The 15241-nt window shown below is 55.7% G+C and carries 18 protein-coding genes and 2 pseudogenes; 12 read left to right on the top strand and 8 right to left on the bottom strand.

The window, feature by feature from the left end; genetic code table 11:
* Positions 1-116 precede the first annotated feature (116 nt).
* Both BDD14_RS32975 and BDD14_RS08855 read left to right on the top strand, forming a co-directional pair.
* A pseudogene (locus BDD14_RS32975) lies at positions 117-512 on the top strand (GlcG/HbpS family heme-binding protein); the annotation flags it as partial.
* 16 nt (positions 513-528) lie between these two features.
* Positions 529-816 (top strand): annotated as a pseudogene (locus BDD14_RS08855) (SDR family NAD(P)-dependent oxidoreductase); the annotation flags it as partial.
* A 396-nt stretch (positions 817-1212) separates the two neighbouring features.
* Here the strand turns inward: BDD14_RS08855 and BDD14_RS08850 are convergent.
* The 3 genes from BDD14_RS08850 to BDD14_RS08840 form a co-directional block, all read right to left on the bottom strand.
* Positions 1213-2409: an IS91 family transposase gene (locus tag BDD14_RS08850; RefSeq protein ID WP_130417055.1), complete on the bottom strand. Its 1197-nt coding sequence runs from the start codon at positions 2407-2409 to the stop codon at positions 1213-1215.
* A 241-nt stretch (positions 2410-2650) separates the two neighbouring features.
* On the bottom strand, positions 2651-3010 hold the full coding sequence (locus tag BDD14_RS08845) for a sensor histidine kinase (protein ID WP_130418484.1): 360 nt from the start codon (positions 3008-3010) through the stop codon (positions 2651-2653).
* Between the two features lie 103 nt (positions 3011-3113).
* Positions 3114-4022 (bottom strand): LysR family transcriptional regulator, encoded by a 909-nt coding sequence (locus tag BDD14_RS08840; RefSeq protein ID WP_130418483.1) that lies wholly within the window; start codon positions 4020-4022, stop codon positions 3114-3116.
* Between the two features lie 180 nt (positions 4023-4202).
* On the opposite strand from BDD14_RS08840, the gene BDD14_RS08835 reads away from it, so the two are divergent.
* The 4 genes from BDD14_RS08835 (at position 4203) to BDD14_RS08820 (ending at position 7535) form a co-directional block, all read left to right on the top strand.
* Complete coding sequence (locus BDD14_RS08835; RefSeq protein ID WP_130418482.1) at positions 4203-5288, top strand: SDR family oxidoreductase; 1086 nt, start codon at positions 4203-4205, stop codon at positions 5286-5288.
* Between the two features lie 211 nt (positions 5289-5499).
* A complete protein-coding gene (locus BDD14_RS08830) occupies positions 5500-6240 on the top strand; it encodes a 3-oxoacyl-ACP reductase family protein (RefSeq protein ID WP_130418481.1) in 741 nt (246 codons plus the stop codon).
* Positions 6241-6354: 114 nt separating this feature from the next.
* Positions 6355-7122, top strand: a complete 768-nt coding sequence (locus tag BDD14_RS08825) for an SDR family NAD(P)-dependent oxidoreductase (protein ID WP_130418480.1) — start codon at positions 6355-6357, stop codon at positions 7120-7122.
* A gap of 56 nt (positions 7123-7178) precedes the next feature.
* Positions 7179-7535 (top strand): DUF427 domain-containing protein, encoded by a 357-nt coding sequence (locus BDD14_RS08820; protein WP_130418479.1) that lies wholly within the window; start codon positions 7179-7181, stop codon positions 7533-7535.
* A gap of 34 nt (positions 7536-7569) precedes the next feature.
* On the opposite strand, the gene BDD14_RS08815 is transcribed toward BDD14_RS08820, so the two are convergent.
* Positions 7570-8124 (bottom strand): TetR/AcrR family transcriptional regulator, encoded by a 555-nt coding sequence (locus BDD14_RS08815; protein ID WP_130418478.1) that lies wholly within the window; start codon positions 8122-8124, stop codon positions 7570-7572.
* 132 nt (positions 8125-8256) lie between these two features.
* Between BDD14_RS08815 and BDD14_RS08810 the strand changes: the two genes are divergently transcribed.
* From BDD14_RS08810 to BDD14_RS08800, 3 genes are read left to right on the top strand one after another with little or no spacing between them, the layout of a single operon-like run.
* Positions 8257-9378 (top strand): alkene reductase, encoded by a 1122-nt coding sequence (locus BDD14_RS08810; RefSeq protein ID WP_130418477.1) that lies wholly within the window; start codon positions 8257-8259, stop codon positions 9376-9378.
* Between the two features lie 2 nt (positions 9379-9380).
* A complete protein-coding gene (locus BDD14_RS08805; protein ID WP_130418476.1) occupies positions 9381-9782 on the top strand; it encodes a nuclear transport factor 2 family protein in 402 nt (133 codons plus the stop codon).
* Positions 9783-9842: 60 nt separating this feature from the next.
* The gene (locus BDD14_RS08800) at positions 9843-10580 is read left to right on the top strand and encodes an SDR family oxidoreductase (RefSeq protein ID WP_130418475.1); all 738 of its coding nucleotides are present in this window, start codon (positions 9843-9845) and stop codon (positions 10578-10580) included.
* A 38-nt stretch (positions 10581-10618) separates the two neighbouring features.
* Here the strand turns inward: BDD14_RS08800 and BDD14_RS08795 are convergent, their stop codons facing one another.
* Positions 10619-11191: a TetR/AcrR family transcriptional regulator gene (locus BDD14_RS08795; RefSeq protein ID WP_130418474.1), complete on the bottom strand. Its 573-nt coding sequence runs from the start codon at positions 11189-11191 to the stop codon at positions 10619-10621.
* Positions 11192-11399: 208 nt separating this feature from the next.
* Between BDD14_RS08795 and BDD14_RS08790 the strand changes: the two genes are divergently transcribed.
* Together BDD14_RS08790 and BDD14_RS08785 are read left to right on the top strand one after the other, a co-directional pair.
* Entirely contained in the window at positions 11400-12371 is a 972-nt protein-coding gene (locus BDD14_RS08790) for a quinone oxidoreductase family protein (protein WP_130418473.1), read from the top strand.
* A gap of 141 nt (positions 12372-12512) precedes the next feature.
* Positions 12513-12914, top strand: a complete 402-nt coding sequence (locus BDD14_RS08785; protein ID WP_130418472.1) for a hypothetical protein — start codon at positions 12513-12515, stop codon at positions 12912-12914.
* A gap of 468 nt (positions 12915-13382) precedes the next feature.
* Here the strand turns inward: BDD14_RS08785 and BDD14_RS08780 are convergent, their stop codons facing one another.
* Both BDD14_RS08780 and BDD14_RS08775 read right to left on the bottom strand, forming a co-directional pair.
* A complete protein-coding gene (locus BDD14_RS08780; protein WP_130418471.1) occupies positions 13383-14012 on the bottom strand; it encodes an HD domain-containing protein in 630 nt (209 codons plus the stop codon).
* Entirely contained in the window at positions 14003-14371 is a 369-nt protein-coding gene (locus BDD14_RS08775; protein WP_341273301.1) for an SDR family NAD(P)-dependent oxidoreductase, read from the bottom strand. Before BDD14_RS08775 ends, BDD14_RS08780 begins: the two co-directional genes overlap by 10 nt.
* Before the next feature lie 80 nt (positions 14372-14451).
* On the opposite strand from BDD14_RS08775, the gene BDD14_RS08770 reads away from it, so the two are divergent.
* Positions 14452-14631, top strand: a complete 180-nt coding sequence (locus BDD14_RS08770; protein WP_130418470.1) for a hypothetical protein — start codon at positions 14452-14454, stop codon at positions 14629-14631.
* A 56-nt stretch (positions 14632-14687) separates the two neighbouring features.
* On the opposite strand, the gene BDD14_RS08765 is transcribed toward BDD14_RS08770, so the two are convergent.
* Complete coding sequence (locus tag BDD14_RS08765) at positions 14688-15239, bottom strand: DUF1569 domain-containing protein (protein WP_130418469.1); 552 nt, start codon at positions 15237-15239, stop codon at positions 14688-14690.
* Positions 15240-15241 lie beyond the last annotated feature (2 nt).

Below are 15241 nucleotides of genomic sequence, written 5' to 3'. Positions count from 1 at the left end.
CACGTTGCGAAATCTCGGTGGGCTGATTCCGCGGGACAGGAAGCACACCTGGACCCGCGAAATGCGGGGATGATCAACACAAAACGCATATCCAAAGTGGAGAGGAAGGGTTTCCGATGGCTAACGTAGTGAAGAAACACAGCATCTCTTCTGATCTAGCACAGAAGATGGTGGATGAAGCGGTGGCGAAAGCCAGAGAACTTGGCGTTAGTGAGAACGTAGCGATCCTCGATGACGGGGGCAATCTCAAGGCATTCAGCCGGATGGATGGGGCTCCCCTCCTCTCCATAGAGATTGCACAGAATAAGGCGTATACAGCTCTGTTCGGCGTCTCCACGCAGGACTTTTTCAACTTTATCCAGGGCGATCCGTCGCTTTTGGCCGGCATCCCTACGCTTTCGCGTGTGGCGGCGTACGGAGGTGGGTTTCCCGTTAAGGTGAACGGAGAAATTGTCGGGGCGATCGGTTTGAGCGGGGCGCCCACGGTGCAGAACGACGTCGACTGCGCGAAAGCAGCCCTGGCGCTGGTATGCGGCGAGCAAGGCAGCATTGCGCTCTTTCGCACGCACGTGGCTCAACGAACTGAAGGGCAGGAAGATCCGGGTGAACGTGCTGGGCCCGGGGCCGATCGCCACACCGATGCAGGAAGAAGTTCTCACCAAGGAGGCGAAGGAGATGTTCGAATCCCTGATCCCGCGGGAAACGATGGGTCAACCTGAGGAAATCGCGACGGTCGCGCTGTTTCTTGCTTCAGACGATTCGAGCTTCGTAAATGGGGTGGAGTTGTCCGTCGACGGCGGCTTGTCGGCCATCTGATATCAGCGGATCTCGGTGAGTGCATGATCGAACGCACTCATCGAGATCCGATCCGTACCGACAAGTCTTAGTGCTGTATCTGGAGCGCCCATTTTTTCCGGTTGGTTGATTGAAGCGCTGTGGGGCGGCGCTTCGGATACAGCGACTTGAAGGAAGCCGCTGGCAGTTGGGTTGCTATGGGATTTGAATGGTGCTGCGCGGAGGCCGAGGGCATCGGAGGTCGGTGGTGCGTGGTGCGGATGCGGATTGTGGGAAGAGTTCGCGGGGGCAAAGCTTCTGGATGAGGCAGCAGACAGCGGGTGAAGCGGTGGTCTCGAGTGCGGTTGGAGCGAGATGCGACACAGGGACTCTGTGCGTGCCGGAGCAGGTAAGCAGGTCGAGGTTGGAACTGTGGGTTCATGCGGCACACTCGCGGGACAGCGGAGGAGAGCGAAGCAGGAGTTGAGCTGCGGAGAGGTGTTCGACGACGTGCATGGTTCCGCCGCAGACAGGGCAGTTCCAGAGCGATGCGGAGCTCCTATGGGTTGAAGTCTGCGCTGCATTTATCTGTCGGGGCGGTCCAGTGCTGTGGAACAGGTGGAAGCAGAGCGGCAGCAACGTAGCGCGGTACCGGTTGGTGAGGAAGCCGAAGTTGCGGATGCGCACGAAGCCGCGCGGGAGCAGGTGGAGGAGGAAGCGGCGCAGGAACTCATCGACGGGCAGGATCATGAGCCGCTTCTTGTTGGCGTGAGCGGAATCTCTCCAGCGGAAGGTGACGTTGCCGTTGGCGAGGGCAACGAGTCTGTGGTTGGAGATGGCGATGCGGTGGGTGTAGGCACTGAGATAGCGCAGTGCGTGTTCCGGCCCGCCGAAGGGGCGCTTGGCGTAGACGACCCAGTCGTGGCGGAACAGGAGTCTGAGCCAGGAGGTAAAGGTCCCCTGTGCTGCGAGTGGTGCGAGGTTGCCGTAGAACTGGAGTGTGCCTGTATGGAAGGCGCTCTTGAGTCCGGCGACGAACTTGCCGCGGAACACGCGGCTGAGCACCTTGATGGGGAGAAAGAAGGAGCGGCGGGAGGAGATCCAGCGGGAGTGGTCTGGAGCGAGGCCGCCGGCGGCGAGCACGCAGTGGACATGGGGATGATGTTGCAGGCGCTGGTCCCAGGTATGGAGCACGCTGAAGAAGCCGATCTCGGCGCCGAGGTGTCGGGGATCGCGAGCGATCTCGAGCAGGGTCGCGGCGCTGGAGTGGAACAGCAGGTTATAAATCAGCCGCTTGTTCTGCAGAGCAAGCGGGGCCAGTTCGCGCGGGAGGGTGAAGACAACATGCACGTAGCGGGTAGGGAGAAGCTCGCGTTGGCGGGCTTCGAGCCAGCGCACACGGGCGTTGCCCTGGCATCCGGGGCAATGCCGATTACGGCACGAATAGTAGGAGATGGCGGAATGTCCGCAGCTGGAGCACTGATCGCGATGCCCGCCCAGCGCAGCGGTGCGGCAACGGGTGATGGCCAGCAACACCTTCTGATGTTGCCAGCTGATCCACCGGCGACTGCGCTTTATGAAGTCGTCACCGGCACAGTGAACGATGTCGGCCATCTCCAGCGAAGGTCGGTTCATGCGCTGAGAGATACCCCTGCCACTTAACTTATCGCAGCGCCATCAAGGCTGGCTCAACCACACGCGCATGCGTCCGCCGCTCTCAAAGCGGCTTCGTTCAAGTCTTGCTTATCGTCAGTAATCATCGAAAAGTCCCAGTATCTGGCCGATTTGCTAGTTTCCTAGCAATCTCGTTTCTCTTCACCTTCCCCTTGCCCCTGAAGACATTCCCCAAGAATTCTGACGAGGGCTAGGAAGTTATCTAGCTAGGGATGAATTGGGGATCGATCGGCAACGTAAAGGAAAAGACAGAACCGCAGCCGCGTTCGCTTATCACACTCAGCGAGCCGCCGTGCGCCTCAACAATAGTCCTCGCAATTGACAGTCCCATTCCCGTTCCCTGGACCATCTGACGATGGTCCTTCCCGCGATACAGTTCGTCAAAAATCAAGTGTTGTTCATCGGGGTCAATCCCGTTGCCCTGATCGACCACGCTCGTCATCACGAATACTCCATTCGTCTCAACCGCGACGGTAATCGGGCCGTCGGATGGTGAATACTTGCATGCATTTTCTAGCAATTGTGCTAGAGCTTTTTTGACGAGCCTCAGGTCCGCACGCACGGCTGGAAGCCCCGAAAACGCCCTTCAGTCAGTAATGATTCGTCATCACCGCGGAGTTGAGCTGCAGTCCCTTGTTTTGATGGCCGAACTTTCCGTCACAGTACTAGTTGGGTCGTGGATTGAACTGGAAGCAAAGTGCAAAAGTCTTCTCTAGATGTTCGATGAAGATGCGAACTTTGGCAGGCATCCTGCGGCTCGCCGGCCGCACAGCAAGGATCGGCACTGTACGTTCAAACGGAGTGAGAAGACGTACAACTGTACCTTCTCTGAGTTCTGCAGCGAAGAGCCAAGCCGGCGCCTGAGCAATCCCTAAATGCTCAAGGACACCCATTCTCATCTGTTCGATATCGTCTGTTCTAAAGACTCCTGAGGGGACAACACGCTTCGCATTTTGTCCAGAGCCAAAGCTCCACGGCTGTATGGAACCTCGCTCGACAAAGACGACGGATCGAAAGCGGCTAAGATCCTCAGGTGATTCCGGTGCTCCGTAACGTGCGAGGTACTGGGGGGTTGCGACGAGAACGGTCATCGTCTGCCCCAGTCTTCGCGCAACCAACGTGGAGTCCGGGAGGTCACCGGAGTGGATTGCGAAGTCGAATCCGTCTTCGATGATTGTTGCGGGACTTTCCGATGTGGACATCTCGATCGCTATATCAGGGTAGGCAGTAAAAAATGCAGGCAGCTTTGACACCATATGGAGGCGGGCGAATGTGGGAGGAACGGCTACTCGAATGAGGCCTTTCGGGGCGGTCTGGCCTCGACCGATTCGCGAAGTCGCGTTTTCAAAGTCATCGAGAATGCGCAAGGCTGACTCGTAAAAGTCGCGGCCTGCCTCAGTCAGAGCAATGGAACGAGAAGTGCGGTGAATCAACTCGGTGCCGAGCTCCTCTTCAAGGGAGGAAATCTGTTTACTAACAGCAGGCTGACCAATTCCACGTTCTTTCGCAACTGCGGAGAAGCTCCCCTTCTCAATCACTCGGACGAACGCTTGCATCGCATCCAATCGGTCCATACAGCCTCCCTATTCCTCTGTGGAATGGATTGTATTTTGCTAGAGAAGGATTCACGTCTTGAGTGAGTATTCCCATCTGGAATCGCTTGTATTCCTCGAAGCACCATATCTTCTTGCAGGAATGGCACATCAGATGAGCGTCGCTTAGTACCACTCAATACGACATGGAAGGAAACATCGATGACCACGACGTCTAAAGAGTCAGCTTCGGACCGTGAAATCCTGCTCGTTGGTCCATATGGCGTGCTTGGAACAGGAGTGATCGACGCTGTTGCCGCTAACCCGGCCTGGCGTATCACTACAGCAGCGCGCCGGCCTGCGCCGACATATCGCACCCAAACCCCACCCCGCCATATTAGCGTCGACCTTATGGATCGTGACAGCACGATCAAGGCTTTCTCGAATCTGGATACTGTGACCGATCTGGTTTACGCGGCCTATGTTGAGAAGCCGACGATGGCGGAAACCGTAGCACCCAATGCCAGGATGCTGACAAACACACTTGAAGCCCTTGCGGCGCGGAATATCCCTCTCAAGCACATCGTTCTGGCGGGCGGAGCCAAATCTTATGGATTCAGTTTAGGCGCGTTCAACGCTCCCGCAAAAGAAACTGAGCCCCGTCTTATCGCACCGATCCACTACCACCAACAGGAGGATATCGTTGCCGCTTGGTCCAGCAAGAATGGAGCGACCTGGACGGTCTTGCGTCCGCATCTCGTGATGGGGCCGAGCTTAAATTCGCCGATGAATCTTGTCACAAGCCTCGCTACCTATGCTGCAATGAGCCGCGAACTTGAGCTTCCGTTGCGGTTTCCAGGCCGCCGCGAAGGGTGGAACACACTTCAAGAAACCACCGATGCAGAGTTGTTTGGACGGGCCACCCTGTGGGCGCTCGACGAGGACAAGGCCCGTAACGAAATCTTCAATGTGTCCAACGGGGACCTCTACCGTTGGCGGCAGCTTTGGAACGAATTGGCGGTTTTTTATGATCTTCCCGTGGCCGAGCCTCTTGCTTTGTCGACAGTTTCGGAGATGAGCGAGAAGGGTCCGTTGTGGGATTCGATAGTAGCTCGCTATGGACTGCATGCAACCCCGTACGAGCAGATCGCGAACTGGCACTTCGTGGACTGGATGCTCAACTTCGGCGAAGAGGTAACCCTAAGCACAATCAAGATCCGCAAAGCCGGCTTCGCTGATTGTATCGACACGCATGAAAGTTTCAGACGACAACTGACGAAGCTTCGGGAACTACGAATCATCCCGTAGATTGCGCTTTCGCGGTGCGTTAGAAGATGCGCGGGGCCACTCTTCCGCACCGCACCAGTTTGGCATTCCTCTGAGGAATAGACGGTATTCCCGAGACTGCCAAATCAGATTCAAAACTCACACATCAGATAAACGTCTGGCAGGCCAGAATGCGCTGGCGGTCAATTGATCAGTGAATCGATCAATCATTTTCAGAAAACCAAGGAGATCCATGTCTAAGTTAGCAAACAAAGTGGCACTTGTTACCGGCGGTTCCAGGGGTATTGGCGCAGCGATTGCGAAACGTCTGGCTGCCGATGGAGCAAACGTAGCCTTCACGTACGCCAAGGACGCCGGTGCGGCCGCGGCTGTAGTCAAGGCGATTGAACTCGGCGGTGGAAAGGCCGTCGCGATCCAGGCAGACGCTGTTAAAGTCGAAGCGGTCAAAGCCGCGGTCGAAAAGACCGTCGCGACCTTCGGCCGGTTGGACGTACTTGTGAACAACGCTGGCACGGCCATTCCTAAATCGTTCGAAGAGGCGACTCTGGAAGAGATGGACCTCGTGATCAACATCAACATCCGTGGTGTATTCGCCGCGACTCAGGCGGCGCTTAAGCACTTGGGTGACGGTGGCCGAATCATCAACGTCGGTTCGTGCGTGGGCGAGCGTGCCGCTGCACCCGGTCTTGTGCCCTACGCGGCCACAAAGGGAGCCGTCAAAATGTTCACTCAGGCCCTGTCCAGAGAGGTCGGCAGCCGGGGCATCACGGTCAACAACGTGCAGCCGGGTCCGATCGATACGGATTTGAATCCCGCCTCGGGTGATTGGGCGGTACCGCAGAGGGCCGCCACAGCACTCGACCGCTATGGGAACGTTGAGGAGATCGCCGCAATGGTGGCGTTCGTCGCCGGTCCTGAATCCTCATACATCACCGGTGCAAATCTGACCGTTGATGGCGGAATGAATGCCTAAATCAGCACCTGCATTCAGGCCATAGATGCAACCAGATATGTCACCTCGCATATCTGGTTCCTCACTTTCAACTAAGGGTGCACTCGTGAGGCACCTGGATAGCGAAAGAGAACAATGACTACACTTCAAAACAAAACGGCGCTCGTGACGGGCGCATCGAGAGGAATTGGGCGCGCGACAGCACTGGCGCTTGCTGACGCTGGGGCACACATCCTGGTTCACTACGGCCGCTCAAAACAGGAAGCAGAGTCTCTCGTGGCCGCGATTCAAGCTAAGGGCGGCCGCGCAGATGCTATCTCAGCGGATCTGGGAACTCCGGACGGTGCTTCATCTCTCACCAAACAGGTGCGCTCCATCATCGGCGATCGGCTGGATGTGCTTGTACTCAACGCCGGAATCAGCAAGCTGGCCCGCATCGAGGATCACACGATAGAGGATTTTGACAACCTCTTTGCGACAAACGTCCGAGGTCCGTTCTTCGTGGTACAGCAACTCCTGCCCGTTCTAGGCGAGGGTTCGAACATCGTTGTTATCTCTTCTGCTGTAGCCCATACAGTGGTCGGTAAGCCTGGGTTGGAAAATCCTTCCATTCTTGCCTATGCCGCGACCAAAGGGGCACTGGAGACTCTGGTCAAGAACTGGGCTGCTATTCTCGGGCCGGGCGGCATTCGTGTAAATGCTGTCGCTCCAGGGGTCATCGACACGGATATGTCGAATTTCACCAAGACCGAAGTGGGACGCGAGGCTGCGCTGGGGATGCAGGCGCTGAAGCGGCTCGGTAAACCCGAGGATGTCGCCGATGTCGTCGCCTTTGCGGCGTCCGATGCGGCGCGCTGGATCACGGGTGCCAGTATTCCCGTCGATGGTGGTTCGAAGCTTTAACCGGCAACGTGAGGAGCGCATAGGATACCAGGTCGAGCAAAGGTAAAGAGGTCAAGATTCCCGGGGCTGACCATCCCATCACGATTTCTCTTGCTGAGGGCAAGGTCCGTGTAACGGTCGGCGGAAAGATCGTCGCTGAATCGACGCGAGCGCTTCGGCTGGAGGAGAAGGGATACCCACCTGTCTACTACCTGCCGCGCGACGATGCGGATATGTCGCTCCTCGTTCGGACAACGCACTACACCTATTGTCCGTACAAAGGTGATTGCACGTACTACAGCATTCCCAGTGGTGGAGCGAAGTCAGAATATGCCGTTTGGACCTACGAAGAGCCTTACGAAGCAGTTGACACCATTAAGGAGCATCTGGCGTTTTATCCCTCGCGGGTCGACGCAATCGAAGTCATACCGTAAGGCGCGAGCTGATTTCAGGGGACTCATTGCTTGATTAGAGGGTACGAAGGGCTGCCATAAAGTTCTCGATTTTGCGGTTCGACGAGACTTTTCCGGATTTCAGATTGCGCTCGATGCATAAGCCGGAAAAGAAGGACAGCACCATCTCCGAAATTGCGGATGGAGCCATCCTGGTTTTTTCGGCGTTGATATTCATAGCGAGAAGGCGCTGCAGCAGTGTTCGAGCTTCCGCCATCATCTCGCCGGTTTGACTGGGTAGGATGGCGAGTTCCCGCATAGAGTTGACGGAAAAGCAGCCCTGCTGGTCTCCCTTGTTGTAGGGACCTTGCTTGAGGAACGTCTCGACGTTGTTCCAGCCAAAAGGTTGAGTGGTGAGAAGCCCCCTCTTCTCCTGGGTGTCAAGGTAGTGCTGAAGACACGCTACAAACAAATCTTCCTTGTCTCGAAACTCGGTATACAGCCCTGACTTGTTCACGCCTGTGGCTCGTTCCAGTTCCTGGAGACTCGTGTCCGCAAACCCATGCTTCCAGAAGACGGGCATCGCCTTTTCCAGCACTTCCTCCCGGCTAAAGCTCTTTGGACGTCCCATAGCAGTATTATCCGATAAAGAACCAAATAGTTCAATATCTCTGCATCCTCGCCGCCCCATTGTCATCGTATAGAACTAAACGGTTCTAAACCGTACGCAGGGTCGAACAAGACCCATGCCGGAGTTTATGTGATGTCGAATCAGCCGCTGTTCACATCCTATCGGATGGGAGACCTCGATCTTCCCAACCGCATCGTCATGGCGCCTCTCACTCGGATGCGTGCCCACCCCCACGATCATGTGCCCACGACCCTGCAAGCGGAGTATTACGCCCAGCGTGCTTCGGCGGGACTGATCATCGCCGAGGCCACCGCGATTAACCCGGAAGGATTTGGTTGGGCCGATACGCCAGGGCTATGGACGAAGGAGCAGGTCCGGGGATGGAGGCGAGTCACGGACGCCGTCCATGCGGCTGGCGGCCGTATCATTGCACAACTCTGGCACACCGGCGCAATCTCGCATCCTGAACTACTGGACGGCGCGCAGCCCGTGTCCGCATCGAACGTCGATCCAGGTCAGATCTCGGTTACGCCGACTGGAAGGAAGCCCACGGTAACACCACGGCCTCTGACAAAGCAGGAGATTCAAGTCACGGTTGCGGATTTCGCGCGAGCTGCACGAAACGCGATGCAAGCGGGCTTTGATGGCGTCCAGATCCTCGCCAACTACCTCTATTTGATCTCGCAGTTTCTGAACGCCGCCACCAACCTGCGTAACGACGAGTATGGCGGAAGCCTGGAAAACCGCTCGCGTTTTCTCTTTGAGGTGGTCGAGGCAGTCTTGGGCGAGGTCAATGCACAACAGATGGGAGTCAAGATCAGCCCCATGCACGAAGGCAGTGCATTTCAAGCCAACGACGAAACGCTGCCCATCACCGAATACGCAATTCAGAAGCTGAGTTCCTACAATCTTTCGCACTTGTTGCTCATGGGCAATACCACCGACTTCACCGGTACGCCACTTGAGAAATTGACCGACGATGGCATGTTTCACCATTTCCGTCCTCTCTACAAAGGCACACTGATCGCGAACGTGAAGATGGACCGTGATCGCGCCAATCGCCTTATCGCAGAAGGGTTGGCGGATCTGGTGGCGTTCGGCCGTCCTTATATCGCAAATCCCGACCTGGTCCAGAGGTTTGCCGAGAATGCGCCTCTTGCTGAGGTTGATTGGGAAACTGTGTATGGCTCCGGGCCGCACGGCTATTCCGATTACCCAACCTATCAATCGTCCGAACACAACCCAAGGAGCTGAACATGCCAAAGACAACACCCGAACAGAACAAGGCGATCGTTCTCGAAGCCTTCGATACTCTCTTCAACAAACGCGACTACGCGACAGCGGAACGCTTCTGGTCCCCAAAGTACATCCAGCATAGCGCGCACATCGCGCCGGGACGCGAAGGACTGTTCGCTCTTGTCCGCTCGACGCCGGATACGCTGCGCTATGAAAACCAACTTATCGTCGCAGAAGGCGATTACGTCATCGCGCACGGCCGTTTCACGGGGATGGGAAGACCCGCCGCCTGGATCGCCGCCGACATCGTCCGATTCGAAGGCGGCGTTCTTAAAGAGCATTGGGATGTTCTGCAGGACGAAGCAACTAAGGACGAATCCGTCAGCGGTCTTCCCATGTTTGGCGACACATTCCCTTCATAAGTGTTCGGCTAACACATTTTGGCAACAACTGAGAGCAACGGAGATGGAGGATGACTGCCGATGACCGGACCTGAGAAGCTGCAAGGCAAAGTAGCAGTGATTACTGGTGGCACAACCGGGATAGGGTTGGCTACCGCGAAGCTCTTTGTAAAAGAGGGCGCCTACGTCTTTATCACGGGTCGTCGTCAAAAAGAACTTGATGATGCTGTGAAGGCAATTGGCAGCAACGTCACTGGCGTTCAGGGAGACATTGCGAAATTGACCGACCTCGATCGTCTCTACGAGATCGTCGCAATCAAGGGGAGAATCGATGTCGTGCTCGCTAATGCCGGCGTCGCTGAATTTGCTCCACTCGGCAAAATCACCGAGGAGCATTTTGACAAGCTCTTCGACATCAACGTCAAGGGAACGCTTTTCACCGTGCAGAAAGCTTTGCCACTGCTGAATCATGGTGGCTCGATTATCCTGAACGGTTCCGTAGCGAGCGTAAAAGGCACGGCCGCCTTCGGTGTCTATGGCGCAACGAAGGCAGCCCTCCGTTCTTTCGTCCGAACCTGGACCTCGGAGCTCAAGGATCGTCATATTCGTTCCAACGTCATTAGCCCAGGGCCGACCGATACTCCGGTTATCGATGGGCAACCTGCGGACGCCATTGCACGAATCGTGTCCACCATCCCGATGGGACGCATGGGAGAGCCCGATGAAATCGCCAAAGCGGCGTTGTTTCTGGCCTCGGATGATTCCAGTTTCGTCACAGGTATTGAACTGTTCGTTGATGGCGGCAGAGGGCAAGTCTGATCGACGGACGCGGGACCGAATACCTTGCCTTGTCACGTTCAGGCGGGATGCTTTAGAAGGTTGGCCACCGACTTCAGGATTTCGTGCGAAAGCGCCTCATCCGACACGGCGCGGGCCAGAGACATCGCTCCGACAAGAGCACTGAAAGTCAGGATCGCCTTCGATCTTGCCGCGCGCTTATCCCTACCTGGCAGCAACCCGACAAGCAAATCAAGATCGGCCTTGACTTGATCAGAGGTGAGCGCACGAGTCCGCTTATCGCTGCGAGCGATTTCCGAGGCCAATGCACTAAAGGCACAGCCCGCGCCGGGATTCTTGCGGTGCGCATCGCTCACATAATCGTCGATAAGCTTCTCGAAGGAGAGCGGCTGCCCGCTGGATGCGGCAGCTTCCTTTTGTCGCTGCCAGACACCGAATGCATCGCCGAGTGCCTCCGCCACCAGTTCGTCACGAGAATCGAAGTGCTTATAGAAACCGCCTACCGTCAGGCCGGCTTCCTTCATCAACTCCGCAATTCCAAATCCCGCAAGGCCCTGTTCGCGGAATCTCTTTGAGGCAATGGCAACGATACGCTTATGCGTCTTCTCCTTTTGCGCCTGAGAATAACCCATTTGAACCTCCCCGAAAATAATCTGCGACCGAATCAGGATTACGAATCTAATCCTGTAATGAGGATTATAACAATAATCCACAGTGCTCGGCGAAGGCCAGGGCTCAACCAATTCGAGACCTGCACTTGGTCTGGATCGACATTAACTATCTCCGGGGTTGTGGCCCAGCGGCGCAGGCCAGGAGCGACATGGAAAAGAGAGTACCAATATGCGTGCAATGAGAGCGGAGAAATTTAGCGGTTATGAAGCGTTGAAGCTCGTAGAGCTTCCAAAACCAACGGTTACAAACGGGAAAGTCCTGGTACGAATCACTGCTGCCGGCGTCACGCCGCTCGATCATACGATTCTCTCTGGCGATTTTCACATCCCGGAGAAGCCGCTCATCTTGGGCAACGAAGGAGCAGGCGTGGTCGAAGAGGGAGGCGGAGCGGATCTTCCCGCTGGCTCACGGGTGATGTTCTGGGGCACCTATGGTGCCTTTGAAGATGGAACCTATTGCGAGTGGATTGCTGTGCGGAAGGAAGATCTCTGCTTGATTCCTGAAAATATCGATGACGTGAGTGCCGCGGGCATTCCGGTTGCATACCTCACCGCGCAAGTGGCTCTGCCCCTGGCCGGTTTCCGTCCAGGCAAAATCGTTCTCGCGCCAGCAATCGGGGGATCGGTCGGCAACGCTGTAACGCAATTGGCCTGCGCTCTCGGAGCAAAGCACGCTATATCGAGCACGACCAGTCACGCGAAAGCCGAGAAGTCGAAGGCACTCGGATTCAATGAGGTCATCGATACTTCCCTGGAAAAGCTAACTGACGGAGTACGTCGTATCACCGACGGCTACGGCGCAGACATCATCATCGACGGGATCGGTGGTGAGGTGTTGAGCGAAGCGGTCAAAGCGCTCGCGCCGGGAGGAAGCCTCATTACATTGGGGTATTCCGCAAGCCGCAAGACAACTATTGACGTGACAAGTCTTATCGTGTCGCAGACGAGCATCCGGGGTTTCAATATGTTCTCTCAGCCACAGGCGATCGTTGCTGACTCCTGGAAATCTACTGCCTCACTGCTTCAATCCGGTTCGGTCAAACCGATCGTAGCGAAGACATTTCCTCTCGAAGAAGCAGCTGAGGCTCTGCGTTATCTCGTAGAGGACCGCCCCTTTGGGAGAGTCGTTCTCACAATCTGACGACAATTGTTGGGGGAACCATACAGGTATCCCGTTCCGCAATTAGCAAAGGGTTCGCACTATGCGCAGGCGTAGTGCGAACACAAAATTGTTAAACCAACCCAACTATGCTCGAACGAACTTGCTCAGAGAGAGGAATCAATGACAACAATAAAGTCGATCCGGCTGGCTTCGGTGGTCACGGCAATCAATGTCCTGGTCGCGAGCGGCTTTTCCATCGTGGGAATCATCCGTCCACAATACCTGGTACCTGTGGGATACGTTCCAACGCAGGCGTCGGTGATATTGGCGATGTACGCGGCGGCGCGCACAATTCCTCTGGCTTTGTTCGCGTTGGGGGCGATCTACAAGCAGGCGACATCTGCGTTGCTGATCCTGGGTGCGCTCGCGGGCGCCGTGCAATTGCTGGATGCCGGAATCGGTCTGTTTGAGCATGATCTTGGAAAATGCGTTGGGCCGCTCTTTATCGCCATCCTCCAATTCTTCGTGGTGTATCTGCTTCACAGATCCGTGCGGATCACGCCGGAAACGAAGCGTGAATAAACGCCCGCTTGTTGCCGCAGATATTCCTCACCGTTGCATTGTCGGTACCCACATGGTCGACTTTTTGCAGAGCTTGCCTCAGATGCGGAGGCGGCCATGCTCCTCTCACTGTCTTCGAAGACGCTGGCCCCCAGTCTTCAGAAGATGCGCGCTGTGGACCGAGAGACATCTTCACCTAAGCGTAGGACCGCTTCCAGAACAAAAGGAATATCGAATACAAGACCAAAGCCCTCATTGATAGCCGGCTACGCGTGATTGTCAGAATTACTCCCCACAAACGCGCTTGTGTTGATCAACCAGTGACAATTCAGCACCCTTTTCGGCACCCAGCTCTGACGAAAGACCTTGGCTTCTTGCTAATACCTCTACCGTGCACGAGCCGCCGTCTTTATTACGGTCCACATAACGACCAAGAAGCCGACCTCGCGTTACGAACCTGTGTGCGCAATTCGATGATCTGGTGGTCGTCTATTCGGAAAATGGTGCATTCGCGACGACATCGGCAAAGTTGGGGGATGTGTACCCCTCGACATATCGAACGCCGAAATCCCGAACGATGTTGTCAAAGGTGGACTCCGGCTTCCGACGAGCGATGTTGCAAAGGCACTCTTTGAGCCCGTTCTTAAGTGCCAGCCGTGGAAATTCGGCTAGGATCGCGCCTTGTTTGTCCTGCGGAATTCGATCAAGGCCTGCCCCCAGAACATCCGCCGTTATTCCCGAATGGGTCATTGCCACTTCGGGCTCTTTGTGAAGAGCGATAGATCGTGTGGTATGAAGCGCGATGGCATCCCAAACAACTTGCATCTGCTGCGTCGAGATGCCTCGCCCCTTAAGAAACGAGCGCGCCGCATTGGCGCCATCCACCTCGAAACGATTTTCCGCCGTATAGCGGTCAGTCAAGCCCAGATCATGCAGAATCGTGGCTACTGCCAACAACTCGGGATCCGGAGCACGTTCAGCGCTTGCTGAAAGCAATACACCGAATAGCCAGGAGCGCATCGCATGATTGAAGAGAAATGGCTCTGACGCACTCCGTGACAAATCAATCGCATCGCGGACCAGAGCTGTGTCGGATACTTTGATTCCTGCTAAAACCATTCCCTACCTCCTTCGTTGTCATATCGTTCGTGGTTGGCCAGTGACTTTTTTGCGGTGCCAGCGTTCGCAAACACAATATCGAGACGACCCTTCTCCCGCTTAGTCTGGGCGAAGAGTTGTTCGAGGTCAGCGATTTGAGACACATATCCTTGCACCCCGGTGACGCTTCCCCCTATGCTCTTGACCGCTGAAGCCAACTCCTTCTCGCGCCGACCGGTGATGAAGACGTATGCTCCTTCCGCTACGAAGCGTTTCGCGGTAGCAAGACCAATCCCGCTTGTCCTACCAGTGACAAGTGCGATCTTTCCATCCAGCTTGCAGCCCATTTTTCGTCGGTCGTCATTCTTTGCCTCTTTCAACCATGTCGTCACCGCCAATCCGTTCGAGCGTTCTCTTCTTGCCGCTCCCTAGACATCCACTCCTGGATATAAGGCGAGCAATGCAACACCGGGATACCTTCGTCCTCGCGGGCATTGAGGAACCGAATGGCTTCGATGTCCACGAGATCGACCTCCTCCAAATCCAGTGCGATCGGCTCTCCACGGCTGATTTCGGCCTTTACCTGATCGAGATGGTGAGATCGAAACTGTCCGCTCAGCCGAAGTCGAACTTTGTTTAACTCCGGAATACGTTCAATCCTCAGAATCATGAGTTCCTGACTCCTAAGCGCACTCTTCAGGCAGCGAACTGTCTTAGGTGATAGTCCACGTGAATCTGCAGCAATTTTCCCCACTCTTTCGGAGTCATCTTGCCGAACATAGGGTGGGGTTTCCAGGCGTCCTTAGTTCTTCCATTCCAATCAACCTCCAGGATTTTCAGCAACTGTGACTTCTCATAAGCAAACTCAAATCTCTGTGAATGTGGGATTTTGAAGCCGGTCGGGAGCCGTAATCCGACCGGCTGTTCTGGATACCAATCCACGAGAATCCATTTGAAAAGCGTCCTCGAAATCAGATAGCTCTCGTCTGGAAGATCGTAGAAGCCCTGCGACCCTCCACACGCTAGGTTGAGATGATGAAGCATCTGATCAACTTCCATCGTCCCCCACTGACGCTGCGAGTTGGGTGTCACACTTTCCACGCGCCGGCGATACTCTTGCCGCTTCTCCTCCGTGAAAAATTGATTGCCATCAACTTGCTTCACACGGAATGCCCGAGGCATATAGCGAGCAATCGCGATTCCGGTGATCCAGAAGTCGCGAGCGAGAGCTGCGCGAAACACATTCATGA

Origin of the sequence: Edaphobacter modestus, assembly GCF_004217555.1 — a bacterium.
Taxonomy (GTDB): Bacteria; Acidobacteriota; Terriglobia; order Terriglobales; family Acidobacteriaceae; genus Edaphobacter; species Edaphobacter modestus.
Note: the sequence above shows the minus strand (reverse complement) of the source record. Positions and strands in the feature narration are given on the sequence as shown.